Source organism: Rhizorhabdus dicambivorans, from assembly GCF_002355275.1.
GTDB lineage: Bacteria > Pseudomonadota > Alphaproteobacteria > Sphingomonadales > Sphingomonadaceae > Rhizorhabdus > Rhizorhabdus dicambivorans.
This window is the reverse complement of the sequence record NZ_CP023449.1, coordinates 1,608,004-1,629,604: the sequence shown is the minus strand read 5'-3', so window position 1 is coordinate 1,629,604 and position 21,601 is coordinate 1,608,004. Positions and strand designations below refer to the sequence as shown.

Annotated in this window: 25 protein-coding genes and 1 pseudogene; 18 read left to right on the top strand and 8 right to left on the bottom strand. The window is 66.2% G+C overall.

Annotated elements, in window-relative coordinates:
* Positions 1-28: 28 nt before the first annotated feature.
* The gene (locus CMV14_RS07730) at positions 29-1,558 is read right to left on the bottom strand and encodes a M20/M25/M40 family metallo-hydrolase (RefSeq protein WP_066966497.1); all 1,530 of its coding nucleotides are present in this window, start codon (positions 1,556-1,558) and stop codon (positions 29-31) included.
* A 126-nt stretch (positions 1,559-1,684) separates the two neighbouring features.
* On the opposite strand from CMV14_RS07730, the gene CMV14_RS07725 reads away from it, so the two are divergent.
* A complete protein-coding gene (locus tag CMV14_RS07725; protein ID WP_066966500.1) occupies positions 1,685-2,464 on the top strand; it encodes a proteasome-type protease in 780 nt (259 codons plus the stop codon).
* 189 nt (positions 2,465-2,653) lie between these two features.
* On the opposite strand, the gene CMV14_RS07720 is transcribed toward CMV14_RS07725, so the two are convergent.
* The 4 genes from CMV14_RS07720 to CMV14_RS07705 form a co-directional block, all read right to left on the bottom strand.
* Entirely contained in the window at positions 2,654-3,130 is a 477-nt protein-coding gene (locus CMV14_RS07720; RefSeq protein WP_066966503.1) for a DUF3617 domain-containing protein, read from the bottom strand.
* 165 nt (positions 3,131-3,295) lie between these two features.
* On the bottom strand, positions 3,296-4,195 hold the full coding sequence (hslO, locus tag CMV14_RS07715; protein WP_066966506.1) for an Hsp33 family molecular chaperone HslO: 900 nt from the start codon (positions 4,193-4,195) through the stop codon (positions 3,296-3,298).
* Positions 4,196-4,334: 139 nt separating this feature from the next.
* A complete protein-coding gene (argF, locus tag CMV14_RS07710; RefSeq protein ID WP_066966509.1) occupies positions 4,335-5,264 on the bottom strand; it encodes an ornithine carbamoyltransferase in 930 nt (309 codons plus the stop codon).
* Entirely contained in the window at positions 5,261-6,451 is a 1,191-nt protein-coding gene (locus CMV14_RS07705) for an aspartate aminotransferase family protein (RefSeq protein ID WP_066966512.1), read from the bottom strand. The genes argF and CMV14_RS07705 overlap by 4 nt, the downstream gene beginning before the upstream one ends.
* A gap of 218 nt (positions 6,452-6,669) precedes the next feature.
* Between CMV14_RS07705 and CMV14_RS07700 the strand changes: the two genes are divergently transcribed.
* From CMV14_RS07700 to CMV14_RS27390, 13 genes and pseudogenes are all read left to right on the top strand, one after another.
* Positions 6,670-7,653 carry a hypothetical protein gene (locus tag CMV14_RS07700; protein ID WP_141396747.1) on the top strand — a complete coding sequence of 328 codons (984 nt, stop codon included), beginning with the start codon at positions 6,670-6,672 and terminating at the stop codon, positions 7,651-7,653.
* Between the two features lie 101 nt (positions 7,654-7,754).
* Positions 7,755-8,189 carry a GFA family protein gene (locus CMV14_RS07695; protein ID WP_066966519.1) on the top strand — a complete coding sequence of 145 codons (435 nt, stop codon included), beginning with the start codon at positions 7,755-7,757 and terminating at the stop codon, positions 8,187-8,189.
* Between the two features lie 49 nt (positions 8,190-8,238).
* Positions 8,239-8,646, top strand: a complete 408-nt coding sequence (locus tag CMV14_RS07690; RefSeq protein WP_066966523.1) for a hypothetical protein — start codon at positions 8,239-8,241, stop codon at positions 8,644-8,646.
* 68 nt (positions 8,647-8,714) lie between these two features.
* Positions 8,715-10,115: a threonine synthase gene (gene thrC / locus CMV14_RS07685; RefSeq protein WP_066966525.1), complete on the top strand. Its 1,401-nt coding sequence runs from the start codon at positions 8,715-8,717 to the stop codon at positions 10,113-10,115.
* A gap of 8 nt (positions 10,116-10,123) precedes the next feature.
* Positions 10,124-11,356 (top strand): M16 family metallopeptidase, encoded by a 1,233-nt coding sequence (locus CMV14_RS07680; RefSeq protein WP_066966528.1) that lies wholly within the window; start codon positions 10,124-10,126, stop codon positions 11,354-11,356.
* Between the two features lie 160 nt (positions 11,357-11,516).
* The gene (locus tag CMV14_RS07675) at positions 11,517-12,383 is read left to right on the top strand and encodes a class I SAM-dependent rRNA methyltransferase (protein ID WP_066966532.1); all 867 of its coding nucleotides are present in this window, start codon (positions 11,517-11,519) and stop codon (positions 12,381-12,383) included.
* Between the two features lie 76 nt (positions 12,384-12,459).
* Positions 12,460-13,239 (top strand): hypothetical protein, encoded by a 780-nt coding sequence (locus tag CMV14_RS07670; RefSeq protein WP_139114744.1) that lies wholly within the window; start codon positions 12,460-12,462, stop codon positions 13,237-13,239.
* A gap of 222 nt (positions 13,240-13,461) precedes the next feature.
* Positions 13,462-13,844, top strand: a pseudogene (locus CMV14_RS07665) (hypothetical protein); the annotation flags it as partial.
* A 3-nt stretch (positions 13,845-13,847) separates the two neighbouring features.
* Positions 13,848-14,693: a hypothetical protein gene (locus CMV14_RS26430; protein WP_139114745.1), complete on the top strand. Its 846-nt coding sequence runs from the start codon at positions 13,848-13,850 to the stop codon at positions 14,691-14,693.
* A gap of 28 nt (positions 14,694-14,721) precedes the next feature.
* On the top strand, positions 14,722-14,973 hold the full coding sequence (locus CMV14_RS07655) for a hypothetical protein (RefSeq protein ID WP_141396748.1): 252 nt from the start codon (positions 14,722-14,724) through the stop codon (positions 14,971-14,973).
* A gap of 26 nt (positions 14,974-14,999) precedes the next feature.
* Positions 15,000-15,760, top strand: a protein-coding gene (locus CMV14_RS07650; RefSeq protein WP_096367834.1) for an IS5 family transposase whose coding sequence is annotated in 2 segments (ribosomal slippage) — positions 15,000-15,324 and positions 15,324-15,760 — 762 coding nt in all. Because the reading frame shifts where the segments join, the coding sequence is not laid out codon by codon here.
* Between the two features lie 114 nt (positions 15,761-15,874).
* Entirely contained in the window at positions 15,875-16,078 is a 204-nt protein-coding gene (locus CMV14_RS07645) for a hypothetical protein (protein ID WP_141396751.1), read from the top strand.
* A complete protein-coding gene (locus CMV14_RS27390; protein ID WP_255250189.1) occupies positions 16,071-16,193 on the top strand; it encodes a hypothetical protein in 123 nt (40 codons plus the stop codon). The genes CMV14_RS07645 and CMV14_RS27390 overlap by 8 nt, the downstream gene beginning before the upstream one ends.
* Positions 16,194-16,528: 335 nt before the next feature.
* Here CMV14_RS27390 and CMV14_RS07635 read toward each other — a convergent pair whose 3' ends face one another.
* Positions 16,529-16,822 (bottom strand): 4a-hydroxytetrahydrobiopterin dehydratase, encoded by a 294-nt coding sequence (locus CMV14_RS07635; RefSeq protein ID WP_066967543.1) that lies wholly within the window; start codon positions 16,820-16,822, stop codon positions 16,529-16,531.
* 53 nt (positions 16,823-16,875) lie between these two features.
* Here CMV14_RS07635 and CMV14_RS07630 point away from each other — a divergent pair, with 53 nt between their 5' ends.
* The 4 genes from CMV14_RS07630 (at position 16,876) to CMV14_RS07615 (ending at position 19,806) form a co-directional block, all read left to right on the top strand.
* Entirely contained in the window at positions 16,876-17,277 is a 402-nt protein-coding gene (locus CMV14_RS07630) for a metallopeptidase family protein (RefSeq protein WP_066967541.1), read from the top strand.
* Complete coding sequence (ccmA, locus tag CMV14_RS07625; RefSeq protein ID WP_066967532.1) at positions 17,277-17,861, top strand: heme ABC exporter ATP-binding protein CcmA; 585 nt, start codon at positions 17,277-17,279, stop codon at positions 17,859-17,861. The genes CMV14_RS07630 and ccmA overlap by 1 nt, the downstream gene beginning before the upstream one ends.
* Positions 17,858-18,505: a heme exporter protein CcmB gene (locus tag CMV14_RS07620; RefSeq protein ID WP_066967530.1), complete on the top strand. Its 648-nt coding sequence runs from the start codon at positions 17,858-17,860 to the stop codon at positions 18,503-18,505. Before ccmA ends, CMV14_RS07620 begins: the two co-directional genes overlap by 4 nt.
* A gap of 116 nt (positions 18,506-18,621) precedes the next feature.
* Complete coding sequence (locus tag CMV14_RS07615; protein ID WP_066967525.1) at positions 18,622-19,806, top strand: MFS transporter; 1,185 nt, start codon at positions 18,622-18,624, stop codon at positions 19,804-19,806.
* 12 nt (positions 19,807-19,818) lie between these two features.
* On the opposite strand, the gene CMV14_RS07610 is transcribed toward CMV14_RS07615, so the two are convergent.
* A complete protein-coding gene (locus CMV14_RS07610; RefSeq protein ID WP_066967523.1) occupies positions 19,819-20,628 on the bottom strand; it encodes an enoyl-CoA hydratase/isomerase family protein in 810 nt (269 codons plus the stop codon).
* Positions 20,621-21,517, bottom strand: a complete 897-nt coding sequence (locus CMV14_RS07605; protein ID WP_066967521.1) for an enoyl-CoA hydratase — start codon at positions 21,515-21,517, stop codon at positions 20,621-20,623. Before CMV14_RS07605 ends, CMV14_RS07610 begins: the two co-directional genes overlap by 8 nt.
* Positions 21,518-21,601: the final 84 nt, after the last annotated feature.

Sequence of the window (21,601 nt, the reverse complement as noted above, 5' to 3'; positions counted from 1 at the left end):
GGCGTTTAGGCGAAATCGCGGCGGCGGTCTACCAGTCGAGCCCGCCGATCATCGCCGCATAGAGATCGATCCCGTCCCAGAGATTGCCGAGCCGCAGATTCTCGTTCGCGGCGTGCTGGTTGTTGTCGTGATTCACGATGGGCAGGCCGACCAGCGGGGTCTTCAGCGCGGCATCGAAGATGGTGAGCGGCACGCTGCCGCCCATCATCGGAACCAGCGCCAGCGGCCGTTCGCCAGCCGCCTGCTTCGCCGCCGCGATCACCGCCTGGGCGGCGGGCAGGCCCATGTCGGTGCGGAGCGCCGCATAGCCGGGCGACCAGTCGAGCCTTATGATCCGGGGATAGGCCAGCCGCGTCTCGCGGTCGGGGGTCTCGCGCACCACCTTCCAGCCCTTCCGATCGAGGAAGGATTCGACCGCCGCCTTGATCCCATCCACGGTCTGGTCGGGCACCAGCCGGAAATCGGCCGAGAAGCGCGCCTCGGCCGGAATCGCGTTGGCGGCATCGGCGCCCACCGCCCCGGCTCGGATCCCCCGGATATTGAGCGCCGGCCGCTGAACGCTCAGCACCAATCCCTCGCCGGTCTCGCTGCGACCCAGCTCCAGCTGCTCGATCAGCCCGTCCTCCACCCGTGGCAGCGCCTGGATGGCGGCCAGCTCGGTCGTGGTCGGCACGCGGACGGCATCGCCCACCCCGGGAATCAGGATCGTCCCGTCCTCGTCGCGCATGTCCGCGATCAGCCGCGCCGCCAGGGCCGCCGGATTGGGCGCCCAGTTGCCGTAATGGCCGTCGTGCAGCGGGCGGATCGGGCCGTAGATCGTCGCGTCGAAGCCCAGGACGCCGCGCACCCCGAAATAGAGGGTGGGCGTGCGCGACTGGTGCACCGGTCCGTCGCCGATCAGCCACAGATCGGCCTTGAGGAGATCGGCCTGTTCGCCGAGCAGCGTGGCGAGGTGCGGCGATCCTTCCTCCTCCTCGCCTTCCCAGAAGACGCGGATGTTCACGCTCGGCTTGCGTCCCGCCGCCTTGAGCGCATCGAACGCGGCCAGGAAGGCGACGATCGAGACCTTGTCGTCGGCGACGCCCCGCCCATGAAGCCGCCATTCTGGATCGAAGGGCGTCGCGATAGTCTTCCAGTCGACATCCTGCGGCTGGCCATTGGCCATGCGGCGCATTACCGGCACGAAGGGATCGGACGTCCACTCCGCCCTGTCCACTGGTTGCCCGTCATAATGGGCGTAGAACACAACCGTCCGCTTCGCGCCCGGCGTGTCGAGGCTGCCGAGCGCCACGGGCGCCCCGCCTGAGGATGCCACCAGCATCCGAGCCGCGAAGCCCCGGGCGGCAAGTTCGGCGGTCAGCGCATCGGCGGCGGTGGCGACCGCCTTCGGATCGGCGGCTATGCTGGGAATACGCACGAGACTGTCGAGCCGGCCGACGAGCTCGGCCTCATGCGCGGCGCGCCATTGCGCGACGGACGGCGGCTTGGCCGTCCCGGCGGCGAAAGGCGCGATCAGGAGACAGCCGATCGCGGTGATGATGGCACGGTATCTGGTCATCGTACTCCCTGACCGGCCCTCCCTCGCGCCGTCGCCGCATCCTAAAAAGACGCTCCTATATTCCCGTTCCATCCTATATGCATAGTGAACCGGATCGGGGGATCGTAGTCAGGAGGGGGCACTGCAATGACCTACTGCGTCGGGATCATGCTTCGACAGGGGCTGATCATGGTTGCCGACACCCGCACCAACGCCGGGATCGACAACATCTCCACCTATCGCAAGCTCCATGTGCTGGCCGACACCAAGGACAGTCTGGTCGTCGCGGCGAGTGCGGGCAACCTGTCGGTAACCCAGCTGGTGCTCGGCATGCTCAACGAGGGCCTGCCCTCGCGCAACCCGGACGAAGGCCCCCGCAAGATCGAGCATATGCCAAGCATGTTCCAGGCGGCTCAGCTCGTCGGCGAGGCGGTGATGGCGGCGGCGGCACAGCTCAAGCCCGCGCTCTACAATGCCGGGGTGGCCTCGGGCATATCGCTGCTGCTCGGCGGACGGATCGGCGGAGGGCCGCTCAAGCTGTTCCTGATTTACGACGCGGGCAACTTCATCGAATGCCAGCCTGACAGCCCCTATTTCCAGATCGGCGCCTGCCAATACGGCAAGCCGATCCTCGACCGCGCGATGACCCATGACAGCACGATCGACGAGGCGGTGAAGGTAGCGCTGCTCTCGTTCGATTCGACGATCCGGTCCGACAAGTCGGTCGGCCTGCCCTTCGACGTGATGGTGTTCCGCAACGATCCCAAGCTGCCGATCATCAAGAAGCGGATCGAGCCGCAGGACCCCTATATGCGCAACCTTTCCGACCGCTGGTCGACGCTGCTCAACGAGGGCCGCGCCGCGATCCCCGACCCGCCCTTCCTGAAGGAAGACGGCGGCGTCGTCGAACTCAAGACCGCGGGATAAAAAAATGGGCCGCCCGAGGGCGGCCCAGTGAGGCCGTTAAGCCTGCTAAGGGAGGAAAGTGTGCCCAAAAGGGGAAGGCACATCCTCCCTTTACCAGGGCACCCCTAAACAAAGGATTAACCATCCCGCCTCCATGCGGGCGTGGGCGATTCGACTTTGGTCGAATGCCGTCATCCTCGCAGATGATTCCTAGCGCTGCTTGGCGGCGGCCTGCGCGGTGCAGGAGCCGACGCGGCGGGCCTGGACGACATAGTCGAACGGCGCGTTGCGCGCGATGCCCTGGGTCTGGATTACCGCCGCGCGCGGGGTCTCGACGCGCACGGTGGTGCGGCCCCAGCCGGCGCGCTGGCAGCTGTAATGCACCGTGGCACTCTTCGGATCGTTGGCGATCACGAAGCGCGAGCAACCGGCCTGGTCATGCTCGATCTGGACCAGCGCGACCGGATCGGAAATGCAAATCTGGCGGGGCGCCCTGCCCTGCACGTCGAGCTGCCACAGCCCGCTTTCCATCTGACCAAGCGCGGCGAGCGACATGGCGGCGACGGGTGCGGCACCGGGCGCCGGGGCGGAACCGGGCACAGGCGCAGGCGCAGGCGCAGGTGCGGCCGCCGCGCGAACCGCCAGCACCACCAGAACCGCCATTCCACCACGCAACCACGTCGCCATCTTCGCCCTCACACCGTCAGGCCGCCCCGATTCCCCAATCGCGACGGCCAGGGTACGCAACTTCGACCAACGGTCGATACCGCAAGACCGACAATATGCTTAACTGAAGAAAGCTGAGCTTTTCTTACGACAGTTACGGAATGCGCGTGGAAATCGTTGCGACGTTCAGATCGAATCGAGCGCCAGCGAGAAGCGGTTGGCGCAGAATTCGCAATCGACGTGGATCTCGCCCTGCTCGTCGGCCATCTGGGCACGCTCCTCGGGCGGGAAGCGGGTGATGACCGAGCGGATATGCGTGGGATCGCAGCGGCAGCCCCGCGCCAGCCCGATCCCGGGAAATGTGCGAACCTCATCCTCGTTGAACAGCCGCCAGAGGATCGTCTCCAGCGGCAGGTCGGCGTCGGTCAATTCCTCGGCCCCCAGCGTCTGCGCGAGCGCGCGGACATGCTCCCATTCGGGATGGTCGAGCCGCGCGTGGATGCGGTCACGCCCCTCCTCGCCCTCGGGCAGATGCTGGACCAGCAGGCCGCCCGCGATGTGGCGGCCATCGGGCAGGCGCCGGCTGGCAAGGCGGACGAGACTGGGAAGCTGCTCCGACTGGCTGAAATAGGCCTCGGCCGCCTCGCCCAGCGATCCGCCTTCCAGCGGCACGATCCCTTGGTAGCGCTCCCCCGTCACCGCCTGATCGAAGGTGATCGCCAGATAGCCCTTGCCGAACAGCGCGAACAGCGACGGATCGGCCGGCATCTCCGCGACCCGATCGGAATCGTGGCGGATGTAGCCGCGAATCTCGCCGGCCTTGTAGTCCGCGACCATCAGTTCCACCGCACCACCCTCGGCCTGCGCCTGCAGAGTGAGCTGGCCGGAATCATGCTTCAATGTCGAGCCCAGCAGCGCCGCGAGCACGATCGCCTCCGACAGCAGTCGTTCGATCGCGGGCGGATAGCCGTGCGCGCCGAGGATGGTGTCGAGCGCGGGCCCCACCCGGACGAAGCGCCCGCGCGCATGGCGATCGGGAATGGTGAAGCCGAGCGCGAGATCGAGGGTCTGGTAATCGGTGGTCACGAACTTATCCCATCGTCACCCTGAACTCGTTTCAGGGTCCGCTCCGCTACAAGCATCGTCCGGGAGGACGATGGTGGATGCTGAAACAAGTTCAGCATGACGAGCGGCTTTTTCAAGACCGCCCGCCGGCCGGTCATCCTCAGCCAAGTTTCCCCAGGCACCATAGCAGCACGGCCTTCTGGGCGTGGAGGCGGTTTTCCGCCTCGTCCCAGATCAGCGACTGCGGGCCGTCCATCACCGCGTCGACCACCTCCTCGCCGCGATGCGCGGGGAGGCAGTGGAGGAAGACGGCGTCGGAGGCCGCCCGGGCCATCAGCGCCTCGTTGACCTGGAAGGGCTGCATCGCCGCCAGCTTCGTCTCGGCATGGGCCTGGCCCATCGAGATCCACGTGTCGGTGACGATCACATCGGCGCCCGCCACCACCTCGGCCGGATCGCGCGACAGCAGTACCTCGCCGCCGCGCGCCCGCGCCGCCGCGATCACCGCCGGATCGGGGTCATAGCCCTCGGGGCATCCGATCCGCACCGGAAAGCCGAGCAGGCTGCCCGCCTCGACGATCGAGTGGAGGACATTGTTGCCGTCGCCCAGCCATGCCCAGGTCAGGCCCTCGATCCTCCCCTTATGCTCCAGCACGGTCAGCAGGTCCGCCATGATCTGGCAGGGGTGCGACTGGTCGGTGAGCCCGTTGATCACCGGCACGCCGGCATATTCGGCGAGGTCGACGATCTTCTGGTGATCGTCGGTTCGGATCATGATCGCGTCGACATAGCGGCTGAGCACCCGCGCGGTGTCGGCGATCGTCTCTCCGCGGCCCAGCTGCATGCTGCCCGCGTCCATCACGATCGGCGTGCCGCCCAGCTGGCGCATCGCCATGTCGAACGAGACGCGGGTCCGCGTGGAGTTCTTCTCGAACACCATCGCCAGCGCATGGCCGGCCAGCGGCGCATCGTCGTCGGCCTTGCCCTTCGGATAGCCCTTGCGGTCGATCTTGCGGGTCCGGGCGGCCTCCAGCATCAGCCGCAGGCCATCGGCGCCGATATCGGCGAGATCGATGAAATGCCGGGTCATGACGCTGGCTCGAAGGTCCGGGCGCCGGCCGAGAGCTTCTCGACGCACTCGGCGATATGGCTGTCCTCGATCACCAGCGGCGGCAGGATGCGGACGACATTCTCGCCCGCCCCGACGGTGAGCAGCCCGTGATTGTCGCGCAGATGGGCAACGAAGGCGCGCGCCTCGACCGCGTCCTTCAGCTTGATGCCGACCATCAGGCCAAGGCCCCGGACGCTGTCGAACACGCTGTCGTGGTTCGGAATGAGCTGCTCGATCGCCTGGCGCAGCCGATCGCCCTTCGCGCGGACGTTGGCGAGGAACTCGTCGTTCACCGCCACCTCGAACACCGCCTCGCCCGCCGCCATGGCGAGCGGGTTGCCGCCATAGGTCGAGCCATGGGTGCCGAACACCATGCCCTTGGCGGCTTCTTCGGTCGCGAGGCAGGCGCCGAGCGGAAAGCCGCCGCCGATGCCCTTGGCTACCGCCATGATGTCGGGCGTGATTCCATAATGCTCATGCGCGAAGAAGCGGCCGGTACGGCAATAGCCGCACTGCACCTCGTCGAGGATCAGCAACAGGCCCTGCTCGTCGCAGATCTGGCGCAGACCCTTCAGGAAGTCCTGGCTGGCGGGGGTCATGCCCCCCTCGCCCTGCACCGGCTCGACCAGGAAACCGGCGGTGGTCGCATCGACCGCCTCGCGCGCCGCCTCCAAATCGTTGAACGGCACCACTTCGAAACCGGGCAGCAGCGGCTCGAAGCCGTCGCGCATCTTCGGCTGGTTGGTGGCCGAGATGGTGCCCAGCGTCCGCCCGTGGAAGGCGTTGGTGAAGCTGATGATCTTGGTCCGCTCGGGCTTGCCCTCGACATGGAAATAGCGCCGCGCGGTCTTGATCGCGCACTCGACCGCCTCGGCGCCCGAATTGGTGAAGAACACCGTGTCGGCGAAGCTCTTGTCGACCAGCTTCTGCGCGAAGGCCTCGCCCTGCGGGCTGCCGTAGAGGTTCGAGACGTGCATCAGCGTCGCCGCCTGGTCGGCGATCGCCTTGACCAGGGCCGGATGGCCGTGCCCCAGGATGTTGACGGCGATGCCGCTCGCGAAGTCGAGATAGCGCTCGCCGCGCTCACCGATCAGGTAGCAGCCTTCGCCTCGCACCGGACGCACGCCACACCGCGGATAGACGGGCATGAGCGGGGTGATGGTCATGGCAAAAACTCCCTTTTCCTTCCTTCGGTGTCGAACAAGCTCCGAAAACGCAAAAAGGCGGCCCACCCGGCCGCCTGTCGGAGCGGGCATATAGAGATGTGCACCCATGCGCGTCAAACGCTTCGTCGCATCGCGGTGGGCGCAGCCGGCCCGATCCGGTACAAGTCCCGCAAATCCGAGAGAATCGTTACAATCGTAGGTCGCCGATGCGTCGCCTGTTGGCCCCGCTTTTCCTGATCGCTCCCGCCCCGTTGGCGGCGCAGCCGATCATCCTGTCGCCCAGTTTCGGCACCGAACTGCGCTATGAGCAGAGCACGCCCGACCGGTTGCTCGACGGCGAGGACGCACTGCTGTTCCGGGCGCGGCCGGGCTTCAGCCTGTCCACCGGGCCCTGGTCGTTCGACGCGGCCAGCGACGCCGCGATCACGCTTCGCCGGATCGAGCCCGGCGCGGCACCGGGCACTACCCCGCACCGTCCAGAGGCGATCCAGCTTGGCGAGATCAAGGTGCAGTATAGCGGCCTGCCCGGCACCGCGATCAGCGTCGGACGCCAGCATCTGGGGCTGGCGGGCGCCGCCATCACCGGCGACCGCGACGGCGCCCAGACCTTCGACGCGGCGCGGCTGCGCTGGACCGCCCTGCCGGGGCTGAGCGCCGATATCGCCTATGCCTGGTCGAGCAGCAGCCTGTGGGCGGCCGATGTCGGCCCGCTGCCGGTGAGCGTGCCGGGGGAGAATATCTTCGCGCAGCTGAGCTGGGCCGGCCGCTTCGGCACCCTGAGCGGCTATACCTATCAGATCGACCAGCGCGAGGCGGGCAACAGCGATTTCCGGCTGCTGAACCAGGTCTATGGCGCGCGCTTCAGCGGCAGCCGCAAGATCGGGGAAGACATCAGGCTGGGCTATTCGCTGGGCTTTGTCCGCCAGACCGGATCGCTCGCCAACGCCGTCGGCGGCGCGCCCACCTACTGGCAGATCGGCAGCAGCTTCGACCTGGGCGATCTTGCCGCGACGCGGACCAGCTATCGCCGCTTCGCGGCCAACGGCATCAGCACCTCGAACGGCGACAAGCTGAGCCTTTCGACCAGCGCGACCCGGGGAAAGCTGAGCCTGGGCGCGACCTATAATGATTTCCGCCCGGTCGCCGATCCCAACGCGATCCCCGCGCGTGATCTGCGCGTGTCGCTGGGGCTCATCTTCTGACACTTCCAGCACTCGTCCGACGAATCGAACCGTTCGGATCATCGGCCGGAGCATGGGCGTCCCGCGGGACGTTGCCCAACTGCCTCTATGGGAGAGCAGTAATGGACGATGACGGCCTGAACGGCAGATGCCTGTGTGGCGCCATCCGCTATCGCGTGCTGAGCGAGCCGTTCGATGCGGGCTATTGCCATTGCCGGATGTGCCAGCGCTTCAGCGGCGCGCCGGTCATGGCCTATGCCAGCATTCCACGCGACGACCTGCTTTTCGAAACGGGCGAGCCCGTGCGGCGCCGGTCCTCGGACATCGGGGAGCGCTGGTTCTGCGGCGACTGCGGAAGTTCGCTCGCGATGGTGGTCGACGACGCTCCCGATCTGGTCGATCTGGCCCTGGCGACGCTCGACGACCCGATCGCGCTGCCGCCCAATTTCCATATCTGGCGCGAGAGCCGGATCGGCTGGTTCGATACGATCGACGCCCTGCCGCGCCATGAACAGGCGCGCCCGCGGACGGAACGGCTCCGGGTGTCTCTCGGCTAACGGAATGGAAAGCCGAGCGGAGATCGACGAACCATGCTATGGGGCAGCCATGGTTCGCCTGATCGCGCTATCATTGCTGACCCTTGCCGCACCGTTGCGGGCGGAGCCTGCGGTTCCACAGCCGGTCGTCCTCGACTGGAGCGGCCAGTTCCGCCTGAATGCCGCGCCGAACAATGTGGCCGAAGTCACGGCCGCGCCGGCCACCGCCGATGCCCATTCGCGCCGACCGGCCGAAGCATCGTCGCGAGCCGTCGCCGCGCTCGGCCCGTCGGACCCCGCGATGACGCGCTGGACCAACCGGCCGATCGCCCCCGAGGCGACTTCGCTGAACGTCGAGGCTCCGATTCAGACCGGCCCGGTGTCGGTCGGCGCGAGCTACGGCAAATATCGCGCCATGCCGACGACGCGCGAGATTTCGGCACATGACATGCGGGTATCGCTCGGCGTCGCTTTCTGATCCGCGACGGGGCCACGCCCGCCCTTTGCCTTGCCGCAAGGGCGCGCTGCCGCTAAGGGCCGCCGGTCATGCAGTATATCAGCACCAGGGGCTCGGCCCCGCGCCTCGGATTCGAAGATGTCACGCTGGCGGGCCTCGCCTCGGACGGCGGCCTCTATGTGCCCGAAAGCTGGCCCAGCTTCAGCACGGCCGAGATCGCAGCGATGCGCGGGCTTTCCTATGTCGATACCGCCGTCGCGGTGATGAAGCCGTTCGTCGCGGGCGCGCTCGACGAGGCGGAACTGAAGAAGCTGTGCGAGGCGGCCTATGGCCGCTTCAGCCATGCCGCGGTGGTGCCGCTCAAGCAGCTCGACCATCGCCAGTGGCTGATGGAGCTGTTCCACGGCCCGACCCTTGCGTTCAAGGATGTCGCCCTCCAGCTGCTCGGCCTGCTGTTCGAGCGTTTCCTGGCGCGGCGCGACACCCATCTGACCGTGATCGGCGCGACCAGCGGCGACACCGGATCGGCGGCGATCGACGCGCTGGCCGGCCGTGCCAAGGTCGACATCTTCATGCTCCACCCCAAGGGCCGCGTGTCCGAGGTGCAGCGCCGGCAGATGACCACGGTGCTGGCGCCGAACGTCCATAATATCGCGATCGAGGGGAGCTTCGACGACGCCCAGGCATTGGTGAAGGCGATGTTCGCCGACGCCGATTTCGCCAGCCGGTTCAACCTGTCCGCGGTCAACTCGATCAACTGGGCGCGGCTGATGGCGCAGGTCGTCTATTATTTCTACGCCGGGGCCCAGCTCGGCGCGCCCGACCGGCCGGTCGCCTTCTCGGTGCCGACCGGCAATTTCGGCGATGTCTTCGCGGGCTATGTCGCCGCGAAGATGGGCCTGCCGATCGCGAAGCTGATCGTCGCGACCAACGTCAACGACATCCTTCACCGCGCGCTTTCGGCCGGCGACTATTCGGTGGGCACCGTCACGCCCACCGCCGCGCCGTCGATGGACATCCAGGTCAGCTCCAATTTCGAGCGGCTGCTGTTCGACCTGCACGGCCGTGACGGGCCTGCGCTGTCGGCATCGATGAAGGGCTTCGAGGCGAGCAGGCGCCTCGATATCCCGCAGGCGATGCGCGCCGAGGCCGCCGCGCTGTTCAGCAGCACGAGGGTCGATGCAGACCGGATGCAGCTGGCCATGCGCTGGGCGCACGACAAGGCGCATGAAGTGATCGACCCGCACAGCGCGATCGGCCTTGCCGCCGCGCAGGACAGCGACCTCGATCCGTCGGTGCCGATCGTCACCCTCGCCACCGCCCACCCCGCCAAGTTCGGCGACGCGGTGGAGCGCGCGACCGGCATCCGTCCGACACTGCCCGCGCGGATCGGCGGCCTGTTCGAGCGGCAGGAACGCTATGCCGTTCTTCCGGCCGAGATCGGCGCGATCGAAGGCTTCGTCGCCGACACCGCGGCGGCGGCGGTCTGAGCCACACCATGTCCGGCCCCACCGTCCATCGTCTGGCCAACGGCTTCACCATCGCCGCCGAGCCTATGGCGGGGGTGGAGACGATCGCGGTGGGCCTGCACGTCGATTGCGGCGCCCGGCATGAGGATGCGCGCACCAACGGCCTTGCCCATCTGTTCGAGCATATGGTGTTCAAGGGCGCGGGCGGGCGTAGCGCGCGCCAGATCTCCGAGGCGGTGGAGAATGTCGGCGGCTATCTGAACGCCTATACCTCGCGCGACCAGACCGCCTTCCAGGCGCGGTTGCTGGCCGAGCATCTCGATCTCGGCGTCGAACTGATCGGCGACATGATCCGCAAGCCGCATTTCGATCCCGGCGACCTCGCCCGCGAGAAGGATGTCGTCCTGCAGGAGCTGGGCGAGGCGCGCGACCTGCCCGACGACATCATCAACGATCATTTCCACGCCACCGCCTGGCCGGGCCAGGCTTTCGGCCGCCCGGTGCTGGGCGACGAGGAGACGATCGCGACCATCGGCGTCGACGATCTCCACGGCTGGACGCGCAAGCATTACCGCCCCGAATCGATGGTGCTGGCGGTGGCGGGCAAGGTCGACATGGAGCGGCTGGTGGCGCTGGCCGAATCACGCTTCGGCGACATGGAGCAGGCGCCGCGCCCCGTGGCCGAGGTGGCGACCTATCAGGGCGGCAGCTTCGTCGAGCGGCGGCGGCTGGAATCGGCGCACATATTGTTCGGCTGGGAAGGTGTCAGCTATTTCGACGCCGATTATTATCCGCTGCTGCTGTTCAGCCAGGCGGCCGGCGAAGGCAGCTCGTCCCGCCTGTTCCAGTCCATTCGGGAAGACAGGGGCTTGGCCTATTCGGTCGGCAGTTCGGTCGCGGCGTGGCGCGACACCGGCATGCTCACCGTCTACCTCGCCACCGCCCGGCGCGAGGCGCAGCACGCGACCGACCTGTCGCGCGATCTGCTGCGCGGGGCGGCGATCGACCTCAGCCCAGAGGAACTGGCGCGCGCCAAGGCGCAGATCCGCGCGACGATCCTGATGGCGCTCGAATCGGTGCAGAGCCGCGCCGACCGCCTCGGCTTCCAAACGCTGGTCCATGGCCAGCCGCTCGACCCCGCCGACATCGTCGCGAAGATCGACGGCTGCACGCTCGACGAGGTCCGCGCGGTTGGCGCGCGACTGACGGCGGGCCGCGAGACGCTGGCGACGGTCGGCCCGGCGCTCAAGGCGGCGGCGTGAGACCAGGGCTTTTAGCCCTCTCCCATCTTCATGGGAGAGGGTTGGGTGAGGGTCTTCTTCTTCACGCACATCGCCAGCGGCTACCGCAGATGCTCGCTTCGCTCGCGCCCTCACCCTCATTCCCTCTCCCGCTAGCGGGAGAGGGATGTATTAGGCAGAGATGACCCTCCTCACCCTGATCACCGAGCCATGGCCCGATTACGGGCTCGTCGACTCCGGCCATGGCCGCAAGCTGGAGCGCTATGGCCGCTTCCGCTTCATCCGGCCCGAGCCGCAGGCGATGTGGGCGCCCGCCTCCGCCAACTGGGAGGCCGATGGCGACTTCATCGGCGCGTCGGACGAGGATGGCGGCGGCAAATGGCACCTGTCGCGCGATGTGCCGCGCGGCGGCTGGCACATGCGCTGGGAGGATGTCCGCTTCACCGCGCAGAACACCCCCTTCCGCCACCTCGCCTTCTTCCCCGACATGGCGCCGCAATGGGAATGGATGCGCGACCGGACGGCCGAAGGCGACGAGGTGATGAACCTGTTCGGCTATACCGGGGTGGGCACGCTGGCGCTGGCGGCGAAGGGGGCGAAGGTCACCCATGTCGATGCCTCGAAGAAGTCGGTCGACGCCGCCAAGGCCAACGCTTTCTTAAGCGACATGGCCGACCGGCCGATCCGCTGGATGGTCGACGACGCCGCCAAGTTCACCGCCCGCGAGGTGCGCCGTGGCCGCCGCTATGACGGCATCATGCTCGACCCGCCGAAATTCGGACGCGGCCCCAACGGCGAGACCTGGCGGCTGGAGGAAGGCCTGCCCGGCCTGATCGCCGACTGCCGCGCGCTGCTCGACGCAAACTCCAAATATCTGGTGCTGACCGTCTACGCGATCCGCATGTCCGCACTGGCGATCGGCGAGCTGCTGCAACAGGCGATGGCCGATCTGGGCGGCACCGTCGAGGTGGGCGAGATGGCGGTGCGCGAGGAAGCGCGCGGACTGCTGCTGCCGACCGCGATCTTCGCGCGGTGGCGGCGGGACTGACCAGCGCGGCCTGATCGGTATTTCCACCGCTTCGTGGTTCCGGCATGATAGCGCCCGCCGAAGGGGCGGGAAAAATATGAAGCTTTCTCTCAAAGTCGTTTGTCTTGGGGCAGCTCTGCTCTGGACCGTTGCGGCAGGGGCATCGGTGCTGAAGGACTTCATGCGCCAGTGGGAACAGCGGGCGCAGGACTATACACAGCAGCGCGCGCCCCTGGAGCAGCGCACCCAGCAATCGGCCGAGACCGCCGTTCGCTCGATCCAGGCTTCCGCCCCGTCGGCGCCTGAAGCGCTGAACGAAGCGCTCGGCGATACGCGCCAGCTTTCCTATCTCTATGGCCGCTACCAGACCCTGTGGGCGCTGCGCGAACATATGGAGAAGAAGCCTTCGATGGCGGTCAGCGAGATGTGGCTGCAATCCCAGGTCGAGGGAATCAGGGCGAAGATCGCCGCATCGGATGCGGCCGAGCAGGACCTGCGACGATCGGTACCGGGCAGAGACCTCCCTCTGATCCAGTGGGTCGGCGCGGTCGAGCGCTTGGCCCAGGACCGCGGCTATAGCGAGGGTGCCACCGCCGAACTGACCCTGATCAACGAGAATCTGCGTTCCTATTACGCGGCACGGGCCGAAGAACATGAACGCGCCGTTCGCCTGCGCACCACGCTGCTGGCAGGGCTGGCGATGGTGCTTTCACAGCAGCAGAATCAGATGCGCGAGCTGGGTGTCGGCTCCGTCGGCGGGCCGGGCCGAGAGCGGGCCTTCGGTACGCCGCCGGGCGCCTCCACCCTGTGCCCCGACGGCACCTATGTCAGCGGCGCCTGCCATATGACGCCCAAGGGCACATATGTCGGAGACTGATCGGGCATCGCCCAGGTCGGGAGCCCGGAAATCCTGATAAAGGACGCCGTTGACAGGCGTCCGGGCAGGCAGCCCTGAAGCTCCATGCGGTGGGTCGTAGCGATCCTGGCGGGCGGCTGGCTGCTACTGATCCACATGCTGCTTCTTCCAAGCGACACCTTGAGCAAACCCTCCGGCACCGCCTCCCGCAGCTCCGATGGCAATGGCCGGAATCTCGGCTCCGCCGCCCAGCCAACCGCCCGGGAGGTGCGCCGTGGGCGCCGCTATGACGGCATCATGCTCGACCCGCCCAAGTTCGGGCGCGGCCCGAACGGCGAGACCTGGCGGCTGGAGGAAGGCCTGCCCGTCCTGATCGCCGACTGCCGTGCATTGCTCGACGCAAACTCCAAATATCTGGTGCTGACCGTCTACGCGATCCGCATGTCGCCGCTGGCGATCGGCGAACTGCTGCAACAGGCGATGGCCGATCTGGACGCACCGTCGAGGTGGGCGAGATAGCTGTGCGCGAAGAGGCGCGTTCGCAGCCGTTGGCGAACCAAGCCACACCGGAAATGATCGCTTTACGGGAATTTCCAAGTGGCCTAGAATCTACGCCGGAGGCGTAAGTTTTGGCAGAAAACCGTCATTTTTCTGACTTCACCGTGTATCTCGAAGGCCATGAAGGCCATCGGGGCAACGTCCTCGTGCACGCTTTTCTGGCAAAAGTTCATCGGCTTACGCTCGTTTTGAATAAGCTGGAGCGCACCTATATCGAAAGTGGGACGCGACAGACGGATTTTGAGATTACCGCTGCTGACAAACGGAACCCCACTACCCTGACGCTTAAGCCCGTCCCGCGCGTGAAAGCCTATGATCCAGACCCCGCATTTCATTGGGCACTGGCACAAATTGGCGCGGTATCCCGAGGCGAACAGCCGGACGATCGCGTACGCGGCGAAATAGCCCGTGATCTTGTCAAGTTGGCGACCAAAGAGGCTGACGACGGATACAAGGCTTTTTGGATCAATGGCCATGCCGAGGCCGTGCGCTTTGACGAGGATTTTCTTGCAAAAGCAGCGTTGCTAGTGCGCGAGCGGGCTCGAATTGAAAGCCCATCGCGATGGCATGTTGGCGCGTCTATGGGGTCTATTGTTGGCCAACTTAAAGCAGTTGATGATATTGATGATGATCGCGAGTTTGTAATCGTCCCTCCTACTGGCGCAGATGCGATTATGTGCACATTCCCAGCGGCTATGCGGGGAGAAATGGGCGGCTACCTGTTCAAAACAGTCAGGGTCGAGGGAATACTCCATTATGGAGAAGATTCCCCTTTTCCCTATCGAGTCGATGCGAAAGCCGGCGGTATTAACGTCTACCCAAGCCGGACACGGCGGCGGACTCTTGACGATCTTCGAGGGGTGTTCTCTGATCTGCCCCGTAACGAAACCGATTGGACCCCGCTTTTAGATGCCTGAGAAGCAAAGCCTGTATTGGGACTCGTGCATGTTCTACGAGGTTCTCGGCAACGAGCAGGTTGAGCAGACCAAAAAAGCTGCCGTCGATGAAATTTTGACGGCAAACAAGGCCGCTGAAAATCTCATTGTGACCTCGGTTATCACGCACCTGGAGGTCCTCCCATCGAAGCTGAGTGAAAAGGGCGCCGATGATGAGGAGGATTATCTCGCGCTGTTCGACGCTGAGCATTTTCTAGGCTGTAGTGACATTTTAGGGATTTACGCCGACGGAGGTTTCTGATTCAACGCTGGCTTTTGGAGGCTGGTGTGGAAGGCGAGGTTCTTCGAGACGATCAATGGGACCGTCTGCGAGAGTTCGTGCCGGGTGGTCGCAAGGGACGGAGAGGCCCACGCAGCGACGGCCGTCGCTTTCTAAATGCCCTTTTGTGGCTGGCGCGTTCAGGCGGTCGCTGGCGCGATCTTCCAGAGAGGTTCGGCCCCTACCAGACCGCCAAGCGGCGCTATTATCGTTGGGTCGAGCAGGGGGTGATCGACCGGATATTCGAAGCCGTGTCGGATGATCCCGATATTGAATGGCTGGCAATCGATGCGACGGTGATCCGCGCTCAAGCCCAAGCGGCTGGGGCAAGGGTAAAAAGGGGGGCGCTCAAGCCCAGGCTCTTGGGCGATCCAGAGGCGGGTTTGGCACCAAAATCCACGCCGTAGTCGATGCCCTTGGCTTGCCGATCCGCTTCATCCTCGGCCCTGGACAGCAAAACGACATGGCACCGGCCTGCGATCTGATCCGAGGCATTCCAGCTGAAAGAGTGCTGGCGGATCGTGCCTACGACGCCGACAGCTTGCATGACCTCATCTACGAGCAAGGCGGCGAGCCGATCATTCCGCCTCGCCGCCATCGCAAATATCAGCACCACTATGATCGCATTGCCTACAAGCAGCGCTGGGGCATCGAGGGCTTCTTCGCAAAGCTCAAGCAGTGGCGGCGCATCGCCACACGCTACGACAAAATTGCCAGAAACTTCCTCGGCTTCGTTAAACTCGCCAGCATCATGCTGTGGCTCAAATGATTAAATCGTCACCACAGCCTAGAGGTTGAACTCTCGACAAACATCATTTTGCGAGCCCGAGAAATCCGAGAATTTTATTATCAGCCTCCCGATGCCGCTGGGCAGGGAATGAAGATGATGGATGTCGGAGACGCCATCCACCTCGCTACCGCATCGGTTCTCGGGGTTCCCGAGATGCACACCCGCGATAACAAGAAGAAGAAGGGGAATATCCCGCTTCTGACCTTGTACGAGACAACGGGCAACCCGCGCCTCTGTGGAAAGTACGACCTAAAAATATCGTCCCCTCAAGCGGCCCAGGGATTGCTCGATGTCTGATAAAAAGAACCAGCTCGACAAGTTCAAGGAAGCCGCGCGCGATCTAGAGTGCGACGACGACGAGAGGCGCTTTGACGAGCGGATGAAGAAGCTGGTCGAGAAGAAGCCGGATTGAGGCATGTCGGGTTCATCCTTGGCCTGTTCGTCGCCCTTGTGGCCACGTTGCCCATGGCCTTCCCCTTCGCGATGAATGAATGCACGTTAGCGGGCGGACAGCCGGAAATTGATCTGTGCTTTGCGCGAAACGATCTCGCGATGAAGGTCTATTTCGGCACCGCGCTAATTGTAGCGCTTATCGCAGTGGTATCGCACTTGGGGCGTAAGCCTTGGACTTGGCTGGCCTTGTGCGCGATTCCGGTAGCCCCGATCGCGGTCCTATTCATTGGTTTGTAAAATACGTAATCGCCGGAAAATGTTAAGAACAAACACGGAACATTAGGCGATCATCGACTACTCCACCAGCGCCTCGATCGCTTCCGCCATCGCCACATCGCGATGCGACAGCCCGCCCGCGTCATGGGTGGTCAGCAGGATGTCGACCCGGTTCCACACGTTCGACCATTCGGGATGATGATCATGCTTCTCGGCATAGAGCGCCACCCGCGTCATAAAGGCGAAGGCGGCCGAGAAATCCGGGAAGGTGAAGCTGCGGCTGATCGCGTCGCGGCCGTCGTCATAGTCCCAGTCGGGCAGGCTATCGAGCGCGTCGGCGCGTTCCTCGTCGGTCAGGGCTTCGATCGGCATGGCGTGTTCCTTGCGCTGGTATGTTTCGGTCCTGCCCTTTATGTCGGCCCTGGATGAGCGAAGGTCAAACCCTGGCGCCGGACGCCGACCGGATCGAGGCGATCGCGCGTGCGACGATCGCGAAACTGCCGCCGGAGTTCGCCCGGCACCTGGGCGACGTGGTGCTCAGGATCGAGGATTTTGCCGAGGATGACATCCTGGCCGAGATGGGAATCGAGAACCCGTTCGAGCTGACCGGGCTCTACACCGGCCTGCCGGTCGGCTCGAAGTCGGTCGACCATAGCGGCACCATGCCCGACATGATCCACCTCTATCGCCGCGCGATCCTCGACGAATGGGTCGAGACCGGGGTGACGCTGGAGGCGCTGGTCAGCCATGTCGTGATCCACGAGATCGGCCACCATTTCGGCCTGTCCGACGAGGACATGCACGCGCTCGAGGAGATGGTCGGCTGATGAGCGCGCGGCTGGCGTTCGACCGTGTCGCCTGCCTGCGCGGCGAGCGGCTGCTGTTCGAGGGGATGAGCTTCGCGCTGGCCCCCGGCGGGGCGGCACTGCTGACCGGCCCCAACGGCGCCGGTAAATCGAGCCTGATGCGGATCGCCGCCGGGCTGCTCCCGGCCTCGGCGGGGACGGTCGAGCGCGGCGGCGGGCTCGCCTTCGCGGGCGAGGCGGCGGCGCTCGACGCGCGGCTGCCGCTGGCGCAGGCGCTGGGCTATTGGGCGAGGCTCAATGGCGCGGACGGCGGCGATGTCGATGCCGCGCTCGATGCGATGGGGATCGCCAATCTGGCGCCGGTGCCGGTGCGGATGCTCTCGACCGGGCAGCGCAAGCGCGCCGCCCTCGCCCGGGTGATCGCGGGCAAGGCGGGGATCTGGCTGCTCGACGAGCCCGGCAACGGCCTCGACACCGCCGCGACCGCGCGGCTGGCGGCGGCGATCGCGGCGCATCGCGCGGGCGGCGGGATCGTGATGGTCGCCACCCACCAGCCGATCGACCTGCCCGACGCATCGGCGATCGCGCTGGGATCGCAGCCATGAGGGTGTGGGGCGCGATCATCCTGCGCGACGTGCGGGCGGCGTGGCAGGGCGGCGGGGCGCTGCTGCCGCTGATCTTCTTCCTGCTGGTTGCGACGCTGTTCCCCTTCGCGGTGGGGCCGGACGGGCCGCTGCTGGCAAAGGTCGGCGGCGGCGCGCTGTGGATGGCCGCGCTGCTCGCGGCGCTGCTGCCGGTCGACCGGCTGGTCGCGCCCGACGCCGAAAGCGGTGTGCTCGACCAATATGTGGTGCGCGGCCTTTCCGACGAGGGTGTCGCCTCCGCCAAGATCGCCGCGCACTGGCTGGGCTTCGGCCCGCCGCTGATGCTCGCCGCCCTGCCCGCGTCGGCGCTGCTCAAGCTCGACGGCGCGATGCTGGCACGGCTGGAGATGGGCCTCGCCATTGGCACCCCGGCGCTCGCCGCGCTTGGCGTGATGACCAGCGCGCTGACCCTGGGCCTGCGCGGCGCGGGCGCGCTGGCGGGCCTCGTCATGCTTCCGCTCGCCATCCCGATCCTGATCTTCGGCGCGGGCGCGCTGGGCCAGGACGGCATGGGCGCGGTGAAGCTGCTCGCGGCGACCGCGCTGGTGCTCACCGCGATCGCCCCCTTCGCGGCGGGCGCGGCGCTCAGGGCCGGGCGGGACTAGAGGCCGCGAGCCCCTCCACGGGCGGATATTCCCGCTTCCCATTGCGGATTTCCCTGCCACCAAACGTCTTTTTCTGAGTCCGCGGACCGCTATCGCGCCAAGGAGAGATGCCTATCATGATCGCTCTGCGGTGGCGCATGGCCGCTCTGGCCTTTCTCGCGCAGAATGTCGGCCTGGGCATGGTTCTCAGCAGCTTCGGCATATTGCTTCCCCGCATCTGCGAGGATCTCGGCGCGTCGCGCGCCGCGGCGGCGGTGGCGGTGAGCATCTTCATGATGATGTTCGGCCTGGTTTCGCCGCTGGTCGGTCTGGGCCTCGCCCGCTTTCCGCTGCGCCTGTTCATGTCGGGCGGCGCCGCCCTGTGCGCCATCGCGATGGCGGCGGCGGCCTTTGCCACCGATATCCGGTGGCTCGTGCTGCTCTACGCCATTGTCGGCATCGGCAGCGGCTTCCTGGGCATCGTCGCGCCGATGACGCTGATCAGCCGCTGGTTCGACAGGAAGCGGGGATCGGTCCTCGGCATCGCGACCGCGCCGATCTTCATGTTCCTGTCGCCGCCGGCCGCCGCCATGCTGCTGAAGCTCGGCGGGCTCGAGGCCGCCTTCCTGGCGATGGCGGGCACCTTCGCCGCCGTCGCGCTGCTGATGCTGATGGTGGTCGAGCGCCCGAAAGGGCAGGCCGAAGCAGCCGCGCCGCAAGACCAGCCCCCCGCCCCCGACCGGGCCACCTTCCTCCGCCAGCCGGCTTTCTGGACGCTGACGCTGGGGATCGCATTGATGGCCGGATCGGGGACGGCGCTCTATGCGCATGGCGTGGTCTATATGATCCAGAAGGGCATCGGCGCCGATGGCGCGACCATCGCCTTCACGATCTTCGCCGGCGGCGGCGTGATCGGCACGTCGCTGTTCGGATGGCTCGCCGACAGGATCACCCCGATCCGCGCCCTGATCATCGACGCGCTGGCGCAGTTCGCGCTCTGGTCCTGCCTGGTGCTCGTCACCGATCTGGCGGCGCTGATCCTGGTCTGCGCAATGATCGGTATCGGCCTGCCCGCGCTGAACGCGCTCCAGGCGGCGGCGCTCGCCGCCCTGTTCGGGGTCCGCAGCGTGCCAGGCGCGATCGGGATCAGCTATTTCATCAAGGTGCCGTTCCTGCTGATCGCCGCCCCCGCCGTGGGCCATATGTTCGACATCACCCAAAGCTATGACGCCGCCTTCGGGACGCTGGCCGCGCTGATGCTGGTGTCGCTGATCCTCTTCGCGACCGTGCCCTTCCTGCACCGGCCCGTTGAGGTTCGTTAGGCTATGTGACGCTCACCGGCCCTTGAAGCTGGGCGGGCGCTTCTCGATGAAGGCGTTGACCCCCTCCAGATGATCGTCGGACAGGACGAGGCGGCCCGCGATCCGCGCCTCCTCGGCGGCGACCTCGGTCCAGCTGCGATCCAGCGAGCCACGGATCAGCGCCTTGGCATTGGCCATCGCGGCGGTGGGACCGCCGGCCAGCCTGGCCGCGAGCGCGGCGGTGCGCTGCTCCAGCTCTTCGGGCGGGCATAGCCAGTTGACGATGCCCAGTTCATGCGCCCGTGCGGCGTCGAACCGCTCGCCGAGCATCGCCAGCTCCAGCGCGCGCCGTTCGCCGATGATACGCGGCAGGAAATAGCTCGCCCCGCCATCGGGGGCGAGGGCGATGTGACGATGCACGAGCACGAAGACCGTGCCCTCTGCCGCAATCACGAAATCGGAAGCCAGCGCCATGCTGAAGCCGATCCCGGACACGGCGGCGTGCACGGATGCCACCACCGGCTTGGGCATGCGCCGCAGCCGCCCCATCATCAGGTTGGACTGGGCCAGCCGCAATTCCAGATTGGCGGTATAATGGGCGCGGTTATGGGTCAGTTCCTCCTGGAACTTGGTGACGTCGCCGCCGGCCGAGAAACATTTTCCCGCCCCCTTCAGCACCACGCACCGCACGGCATCGTCGCGCTCGACCTGTTCGGTCAGGGCGACGAGCCTGTCGGTCATCGCCGGGGTCACGGCGTTGCGTGCGTCAGGGCGGTTGAGCGTGATGGTGGCGATGCCATCGGCGATATCCAGCAGGACGGGCGGCGCGCTGTCGTCAGGCATCCGCTTCCCCCTCGCCCTTGTCGAGCGAGACCCCCATCCGCGCCTCGAACTTCCCGCGCACCGCCGGCGGCAGCCCGAACGGGTCGACATGGATGCCGAACTTCAGCTGGTTATGCGCATGCGCCAGATGATGCATGGCAAAGGCCGATTGCACGACCTGCCGCCGCCCCATCAGATCCTGCGCCTGGTTGCAGGCCTCCTTGACGGTACGCAACGCGAAGTCCGGGCGTTGCGCGATCGTCTCGGCGAGCGCCAGAACCTCGGCCTCCAGCCGGTCGGCCGGCACGACACGGTTGACCATGCCGCGCTTCTCGGCCTCGGCGGCATCGAGCCAGCCCGATGTGAACAGCCATTCCTTGGCCTTGCGCGTGCCCAGTTCATAGGGATGCATGAACAGTTCGACGCCGGTCAGGCCGAGGTCGGTCGTGGTGTCGCGAAACTGGGCATCCTCGGTCGCGACGATCAGGTCGCAGACCCATGCGAGCAGCAGCGCGCCCGAGATGCACTTGCCCTGCACCGCCGCGATCGTCGGCTTGGGGATGTTCCGCCAGCGCTCGGCCATCTCGAGATAGAGTTCCTTCTCGCGATAATAGCGCCCGGCGGCGCCGCCCGCATCGAAATCGCCCCACGTCCCGACCACGGGGAAATCCCGCCAGGTCTTGTCCTTGTCGCCGCCGAGATCGTGGCCCGACGAAAAATGCGGCCCATCGGCGGCAAGGATGATCACGCCGATCGCATCGTCCCGCGCCGCCCGGTCGAACGCGGCGTTCAGCTCATAGGTCATCTGCATGCCCTGCGCGTTGCGCATGTCGGGCCGCGCCAGCGTTATCCTGGCGACCCGATCCAGCGGCACGTCATATCGGATCTGCGGGCTTTCCTCCTGGCTCATGGTTTCTCCCCGCCCCTCTCTATCGAACGGGCGCCGGCGCCCTTGAAATGAGACGTTCGAACCGCCGGCCAGCCACAGCCCGAA